The following is a 6,842-nucleotide window of genomic DNA, read 5'->3' as shown; positions in this document are numbered from 1 at the left end:
GGATCCAAACGCAATTCGTGAAGCGGTCGGTATGGGTGATGGTTGGCGCGGCCAGTTTGATGGCATCGCTAAACGCATCATTGACGGAGACGGGAAGAAACTCGTTGTGAAATACCCGGAATTGCCCTATTTCCTTGCTGCTGCAGAAGCATCTGGGTTTGAAATTCCTCTTACTGAAGCACTTTACGAATTTTGTGAGAAGGGGAATTACGAGATGTTCGATAACATGAACCGTCCATCACGTTCATTTTGGAGGACCTTGCTAAAGGATTCAGACGCAGAATAACGAAAAATAATATTTTCTTAAACTTCATAAAACCGCGCCTACCGGGCCTGGGGAAACGCGGAATCGCGCGAATCCGTTCCGAAGACCTTCGACATCTCGACTTGCAATAACGCTAAAAGTTCACTTTTCAGGCGAATGAGGGAAGTATCCGTGACGTTACGCGGACGAGGCAAAGGGATAGGAACCTCTGCTTTTAGTGTTGCGGGTCTGGCTGTCAAAACATAGATTTTATCTGCGAGTAGAAGTGCTTCCTCAATATCGTGGGTGATAAGCAACACGGTCTGTCGCGCATCTGCCCAGATATCAAGCAGAATCGACTGCATGACGGTGCGTGTCATTGCATCCAAGGCACCGAAAGGTTCATCTAAAAGTAAGAGTTCTTTCCGAAAAAGGAGTGTTCGGACGAGCGCGACGCGTTGCCGCATCCCGCCCGACAGTTGCATCGGATAACTGTTTTCAAAGCCGCCCAATCCGAGCTGTGTCAAACGCTGTGTTGCCTCTGTTTTCGCTGTGTCAAGCGGTTCTCCCTGAATCTCTGGACCGATGAGTACGTTCCTGAGTACTGTCCGCCACGGTAAGAGGAGATCCTTCTGTTGCATATAGGCGAAATCTCCGGTGTTGCCGTTGATGCGTCTGCCATTGAGATGAACTTCCCCGGTATCTGGCGCGAGCAGCCCGGAGATAATATTAAAAAGCGTACTCTTGCCACAGCCGGAGGGCCCCAACAAAGCGACAAACTCTCCATCATCAACAGAGAGGTTCAAATCGTCTAACACCGGCAATTCGGCATCTTTTTCAACAAAGGTTTGGGTTAAATTTTTTACCGCTAATCTACTCATAATTCTACAAAAACTCTAATTTCGGGCAGCACGTTGACGGAAAAATCGGATAAGGGGTTTCACATACGATTCATCTGTTCTGATGTCAATAGCATCAACCTGATTTGTGCGGAAAATCTGCCGACGTTCCGTATCGGCACGCTGATTCAGTTCTGCGTATAACTGCCGTGCTTCTTCGGAACGTGTGTCAACGATCATCGTCTCTCCAGTCTCAGCATCTTCGAGTTCTATCAACCCGACATCCGGCAATTCCAGTTCTCGCCTGTCCTGTAGCGTGATAGCGATGAGTGAATGTCGCTTGCTACTCAAGCGTAACTGCTTTTCGTACCCCGTATCCTTAAAATCGGAAATGAGAAACACAACACTGTGCGGTTTAAGCACTTGATCTACGAACCCCAACGCTGTTTCAATATTTGTTCTGGGCTGCTGGGGTTGAAAACGGAGAATATCTCGGACGACGCGCAAGACGTGCCGTTTCCCTTTCCGTGGCGCGACGTAGTGTTCAACGGCACCGGTGAAGCAGATAAGCCCGACTTTATCGTTGTTTTTGATGGCGGAAAAGGCAAGTAGGGCGGCAATTTCCGCGGCAACTTCCGCTTTTGTCTCAGAGATACTCCCGAAACTCGTGGAGGCACTCATATCCACAACCAACATCATCACGAGTTCGCGTTCTTCTACGTATTTTTTAATATAAGCCTGTCCCATGCGTGCGGTAACATTCCAATCGATCGTACGTATCTCATCGCCGACTTGATACTCACGGACTTCATCAAAGGTAATTCCTTGCCCTTTGAAGACGCTTTCATACTCACCCGCAAAGACGGTGTTAACCAAGCGATTGGTAAATATTTCGATGCGTTGGATTTTTTTGAGAATCTCTTTTTCGTTCATCGGTTATGTTCCTGCTGTGATCCTTTATAGCAAGTTGGAACCTGCAAGTAGGAATGAAAAGACTTGCTTAACTATCGCAATGCCATTATACTATCACAAAAGAACAGAGGGATCAACGCCTTTTTAGCGGTTGTCAGTTTGCCTCGCAGTGAGAGTTACAAGAGGTTTGCTGTTGCTTGAACAGTAACCTCAACTGCTACAAAAACCCTCTTAACTGATAACTGATAACTGATAACCGATAACCATCCCAGGATAACTATGGAAAATCTATTTTTGGACAACACCACAATTGAGATCCACCGTGAGATTCAAACAGGGAACATCCGTCATGTCGTCTTTGATTTTGATGGCACGATCTCGCTCATCCGAGACGGTTGGCAGAACGTGATGGTACCGATGATGGTTGAATTTCTTCAGACCGAAACGGATACCATCGAGACACCAGAACAACTTGAGGCACTTGTCGTTGAATTTGTGGATAGGCTGACGGGTAAGCAGACGATCTATCAGATGATGCAATTAGGCGAAGAGATAGAGAAACGCGGCGGAACACCGAAGGAACCACTTGCCTACAAAGACGAATACAACCGTCGATTGCTGCCCGTCGTCGAAGAGAGAATCGCTGACCTTGCAGCAGGGAAACTGTCCGCCGAGCCGCTCCGGGTGCCGATGTCTCTTGAATTTCTCCAAAGCCTACGTGAGATGGGGATAAACTGCTATCTCGCCAGTGGGACGGATGTTGAATTCGTCAAAAACGAGGCATCACTCCTCGGTGTTGCCAAATACTTTGATGGTGGGATTTTCGGTGCGTTACGGGAATATAAAAAGTTTTCAAAAGCCATGGTTATCCAGAAAATCATCACAGACTTTGCGCTTAGCGGGGATGAATTGCTCATCGTCGGAGACGGGTACGTGGAGATCGAAAATGCGAAAGCGGTGGGGGCAATCGCTGTCGGTGTTGCGTCTGTAGAGGACAATAGGTACAATATGAACGCCGACAAACGGGAACGTCTGATCCGCGCGGGCGCAGATATTATCATCCCCGATTTCCGTGAAAGCTCGCAGCTGCTAAGCTACCTGTTCACTTAATTTTTTTGCAATAAACGCAAAGAGCGTGTATAATTGGAAGTGACGATAGGATGAAATATAGACAGATTGTTAAAATAATTCAAGATGATGGGTGGTATTTGGCCCGAACGCGAGGCAGTCATAAACAGTTTAAACATCCAACAAAACCCTGAATCGTGACAATCGCAGGAAAACCAAACGAGGATATCTCCAAGGGAACACTCAATAATATTCTAAAGCAAGCGGCTCTTAAGAATTGAGGAGAAAGTTTTATGGAATATGTCGTTATTTTTGAAAAATGTGGAAACAACTATGGTGGATATGTCCCCGACCTTCCAGGATGTGCCGTTGTAGGTGAAACAATGGAAGAAGTACGGCAATTGATCACTGAAGCTATCGATTTTCATATTGAAGGACTACAAGAAGCTGGTTATGATATTCCATTGCCATCGTTTACGTTGCCCGTTGAAACCGATCAAGGTGTGTCATCCGAATTAATTGAGGCACGGATTTAGTGTAGGTAACGGAACACTTGGCACTGTGGCGGAAAGACTGTATTTAGCTTGTGGTCCTCTATACGCAATGGAGAACACTATGACAAACTACGCAAAAGCGTCCGTTCATCCTTCGGAACTACAAGAATTCCAAGACAGCCAAACGGGCGCGCATATCTATCAACTCACAAACGATACTTCTATCAACCATAACCTCTATTTTCTGACTTCTTCATTCACGCCCGACCAAAAGCATCTCATCTTTACTTCCTACCGTTCAGGGAAACCGAATTTTTTCAAACTGGAATTTCCGAATGGCGATATTGTCCAACTGACAGATGCCGACGACATCCACGGCTACTCCGGTGTGATCTCCAAAGATGGCACCGAACTGTTTTACACGCAAGCAGACGCTATAAAGGCGATTCATCTTGATACTTTTGAGGAACGCGTGCTGGCGGAATTTCCAGATGGGGGTCTCGGTGAATGTAGTGTTAGCGCGGATGAACGGTTCATTGTAACGGCGATGAAGCGCGACGATAAATCGCACATCACCGTAACCGCTACGGATGGCAGCGGCGGCGAGGTTATCTATACGTCACCAGATCAGACGATTATCCATCCGCAGTTTCACCCGAAACACCCTGACCTCATCGCGTATTCAGGCGATCCCGCCCCCCGGATGTGGACGATTCGGCGCGATGGCACAAAAAACCGCTCGCTCTATCAACATGACAACAATGAGTTTCTTGTCCACGAGACCTTTCTCGGTGCAAAGGACGAATTAATTGTGACGCATTGGCCCTATGCGCTTCGGCGGATGTCTTTGGACACCCTCCAGATGCAGACGATTTCCGATTTCAATGCGTGGCACATCGCCAGTAATCGCGATGGAACGAAGGTCTTGTGCGATACTGTTCACCCAGATATCGGTTTGCGGTTGGTAGACGTGGAAACAGGCGAACATACGCCTATCTGTTATCCAGAAAGTTCATCCAGTGGGAGCCAGTGGAAAACGGATCGATATGCGCTCGCTGAGGATTGGGCAGCGGCACAGCAATCAGGCGATCGAGAGAAAGCCTTGAGTTGGATGGAGATGAAGGTGGACACGGTGTATGGACCGCAGTGGACGCACCCGCACCCCTCTTTTAGTCCTGATGAAACGGCTGTTGTGTATACGTCAGATGTTTCGGGGCATTCGCAGGTTTACGTTGCTGTGATTCCGTAAGGCGAAAAGAATGAGACAGTTTTTTGTAATTGGCTTATGTGTTCTTGCTGCGTGCAGCATTGCATCGGCACAAGAGGCGTGGATGCCGGATCCGAATTTGCGGCGAGTCGTGCGGGAGACACTTGAATTGCCAGATGAAATACCGCTGACGCAGGTGGAAATGCAACGACTAACGACATTAGATGCTTATAGGAAAGAGATAACTGATTTGACAGGAATGGAACATGCAACTAATATTGCTTGGTTGTCGTTTGCTGAAAATCATGTTAGTGACTTAAGTCCTCTTACTGAACTTTTCAAGTTAGAAACATTATATCTCTGGGCAAACCCAATATCGGATATTTCTCCTTTGGCGAATCTAACCGAGTTGAGAGAGCTTCATCTTGCGGGATGCAAAATTTCAGATATTACGCCGCTCGTGACTTTAATACAATTGAGAAGACTGAATCTTCGTTATAATTTGATTGAAGACATTACACCACTGAAAAATTTAACAGAACTTACTGAATTAAGGTTAAATGACAATAGAATCGTTGATGTCAGTCCGCTGGCAAGTCTAACCAAGTTGGAAGAACTGCAAATACAGGGTAACAAAATTATAGACCACAGTCCTCTTGATGCCTTATCTTTAACGATCTTTGAATACGATGAAGTTTGTATTTTATCAAATTTGCCTATCCACGAACGTATTGAGAATAGACGTTTTCCCTCCATTTTTAGTGCGTGGGGTGGGATAGGATGGAGCCCTGTTCTGAATCTCCCTGAAAAGTCAGATTTAGAGCAGATGGCACTTCACGATCTCTATTTTTGTTGCCTTATTTTCAATCAGCAATTCAGGGAAACACCGGAAGGCAAAAGGGTAGTGGGAGAAATGAACCCAGCAATTGAATTGCGAGACGCGTACCTTGCCCAGAATCCAAACATGCTATTTATTGCTGGATTGGAGATGCGGGAGGCCTATCCGACAAGTCACCCAGAAGGTTCGCCATATTGGCTGCGCGATGAAAATGGAGAACGGATCGTTGCTTGGTGGGATGGCGGATTACTCTTGGACTTTACAAAGCCTATTGTAATTGATAAAATCGTTGAAGAGGCGATTGCTGTTTCAAAATGTGGTCTTTATGATGGTATCTTTTTCGACTGGTGGACAGAAGACGGTCCCGTCCTTGCGACTATCGGAGGAGGGGACTGGTCTGAAGGATACGTAGGCTTTGAAGCAGAGCAGCGCGCTCGGGATATTATCCTCACCCGGATCCGTGAAGCGGTGCGCGAAGATTTCTTGATCCTCGTCAACACAAATCGACGCAAAATTCCGCGCACCGGCTGGGCAATCAACGGCACTTTTATGGAAACGGGTCGGGACCATGATGCAGGCTATACACACGATGGACTTGCTGAGATAGAAAGCACACTGCTTTGGGCAGATGAGAATCTTCGGGAGCCGCGTGTCAATTGTTTGGAAGGGTGGGGCATACCGACAGAACCCCCGGACAGCCCCAGAAATCTTCAGTGGATGCGAGTCTTTACGGCAATGAGTCTTACCCACTCGGATGGCTATGTGCTTTACAATGGTGGCATACAACATGAACACTACTGGTATGATTTTTGGGATGCTGATCTCGGTCAACCGATCGGTGAGAAAGCACAACTTTATGAAAACCGAGAGGGTTTGTTCATCCGAGAGTTCACCAACGGTTGGGCAGTGTATAATCGGTCCGGCACGGCACAGGAGATGGAACTTCCAGAGAAGGTATCAGGGGTTGCCAGCGGTCTCACTGGCACAGCACATACGATACCCGATCTCGACGGTGAAATCTATCTGAAACAGGAAACCAGTCCATCCGCGGATGTCAATGGTGATGGTGTTGTCAATATTCAGGATCTTGTATTAGTTGCGAATGCGTTTGGCGAAGCGGAACCAGATCTTAACGGTGATGAAGTCGTGAATATTCAGGATTTGGTGATTGTGGCAAATGCGTTTGGGCAATAACATTTCAAATCGGGGTTACAAATTCCGACTACAAGTATCTGTAGAC

At 47.0% G+C, this 6,842-nt stretch carries 7 protein-coding genes and 1 pseudogene; 6 read left to right on the top strand and 2 right to left on the bottom strand.

The window, feature by feature from the left end; translation table 11 throughout:
* Positions 1–286: hypothetical protein (locus OXH00_01870; GenBank protein ID MCY3739747.1), on the top strand; the 286-nt coding region annotated here is incomplete at its 5' end.
* 38 nt (positions 287–324) lie between these two features.
* Here OXH00_01870 and OXH00_01865 read toward each other — a convergent pair.
* Both OXH00_01865 and OXH00_01860 read right to left on the bottom strand, forming a co-directional pair.
* A complete protein-coding gene (locus OXH00_01865) occupies positions 325–1,125 on the bottom strand; it encodes an ABC transporter ATP-binding protein (protein MCY3739746.1) in 801 nt (266 codons plus the stop codon).
* A 15-nt stretch (positions 1,126–1,140) separates the two neighbouring features.
* On the bottom strand, positions 1,141–2,016 hold the full coding sequence (locus tag OXH00_01860; GenBank protein ID MCY3739745.1) for a DUF58 domain-containing protein: 876 nt from the start codon (positions 2,014–2,016) through the stop codon (positions 1,141–1,143).
* Between the two features lie 258 nt (positions 2,017–2,274).
* Between OXH00_01860 and OXH00_01855 the strand changes: the two genes are divergently transcribed.
* From OXH00_01855 to OXH00_01835, 5 genes and pseudogenes are all read left to right on the top strand, one after another.
* Positions 2,275–3,105: an HAD family hydrolase gene (locus tag OXH00_01855; GenBank protein MCY3739744.1), complete on the top strand. Its 831-nt coding sequence runs from the start codon at positions 2,275–2,277 to the stop codon at positions 3,103–3,105.
* 50 nt (positions 3,106–3,155) lie between these two features.
* Positions 3,156–3,344: pseudogene (locus OXH00_01850) on the top strand (type II toxin-antitoxin system HicA family toxin).
* A 12-nt stretch (positions 3,345–3,356) separates the two neighbouring features.
* Positions 3,357–3,599, top strand: coding sequence for a type II toxin-antitoxin system HicB family antitoxin (locus OXH00_01845; GenBank protein MCY3739743.1), 243 nt, complete (start codon positions 3,357–3,359; stop codon positions 3,597–3,599).
* A 79-nt stretch (positions 3,600–3,678) separates the two neighbouring features.
* Positions 3,679–4,806 (top strand): oligogalacturonate lyase family protein, encoded by a 1,128-nt coding sequence (locus tag OXH00_01840; protein MCY3739742.1) that lies wholly within the window; start codon positions 3,679–3,681, stop codon positions 4,804–4,806.
* Positions 4,807–4,816: 10 nt separating this feature from the next.
* A complete protein-coding gene (locus OXH00_01835) occupies positions 4,817–6,796 on the top strand; it encodes a leucine-rich repeat domain-containing protein (protein MCY3739741.1) in 1,980 nt (659 codons plus the stop codon).
* Positions 6,797–6,842 lie beyond the last annotated feature (46 nt).

The sequence above is a fragment of the Candidatus Poribacteria bacterium genome, from assembly GCA_026706025.1.
GTDB lineage: Bacteria > Poribacteria > WGA-4E > WGA-4E > WGA-3G > WGA-3G.
The sequence above is the reverse complement of the archived record's forward strand: the minus strand, read 5'-3'. Positions and strand labels throughout refer to the sequence as shown.

Coding starts and splice junctions, on each gene's coding strand:
- OXH00_01865 (MCY3739746.1), bottom strand. CDS start 1,125: ATGAGTAGATTAGCGGTAAAAAATTTAACCCAAACCTTTGTTGAAAAA.
- OXH00_01860 (MCY3739745.1), bottom strand. CDS start 2,016: ATGAACGAAAAAGAGATTCTCAAAAAAATCCAACGCATCGAAATATTT.
- OXH00_01855 (MCY3739744.1), top strand. CDS start 2,275: ATGGAAAATCTATTTTTGGACAACACCACAATTGAGATCCACCGTGAG.
- OXH00_01845 (MCY3739743.1), top strand. CDS start 3,357: ATGGAATATGTCGTTATTTTTGAAAAATGTGGAAACAACTATGGTGGA.
- OXH00_01840 (MCY3739742.1), top strand. CDS start 3,679: ATGACAAACTACGCAAAAGCGTCCGTTCATCCTTCGGAACTACAAGAA.
- OXH00_01835 (MCY3739741.1), top strand. CDS start 4,817: ATGAGACAGTTTTTTGTAATTGGCTTATGTGTTCTTGCTGCGTGCAGC.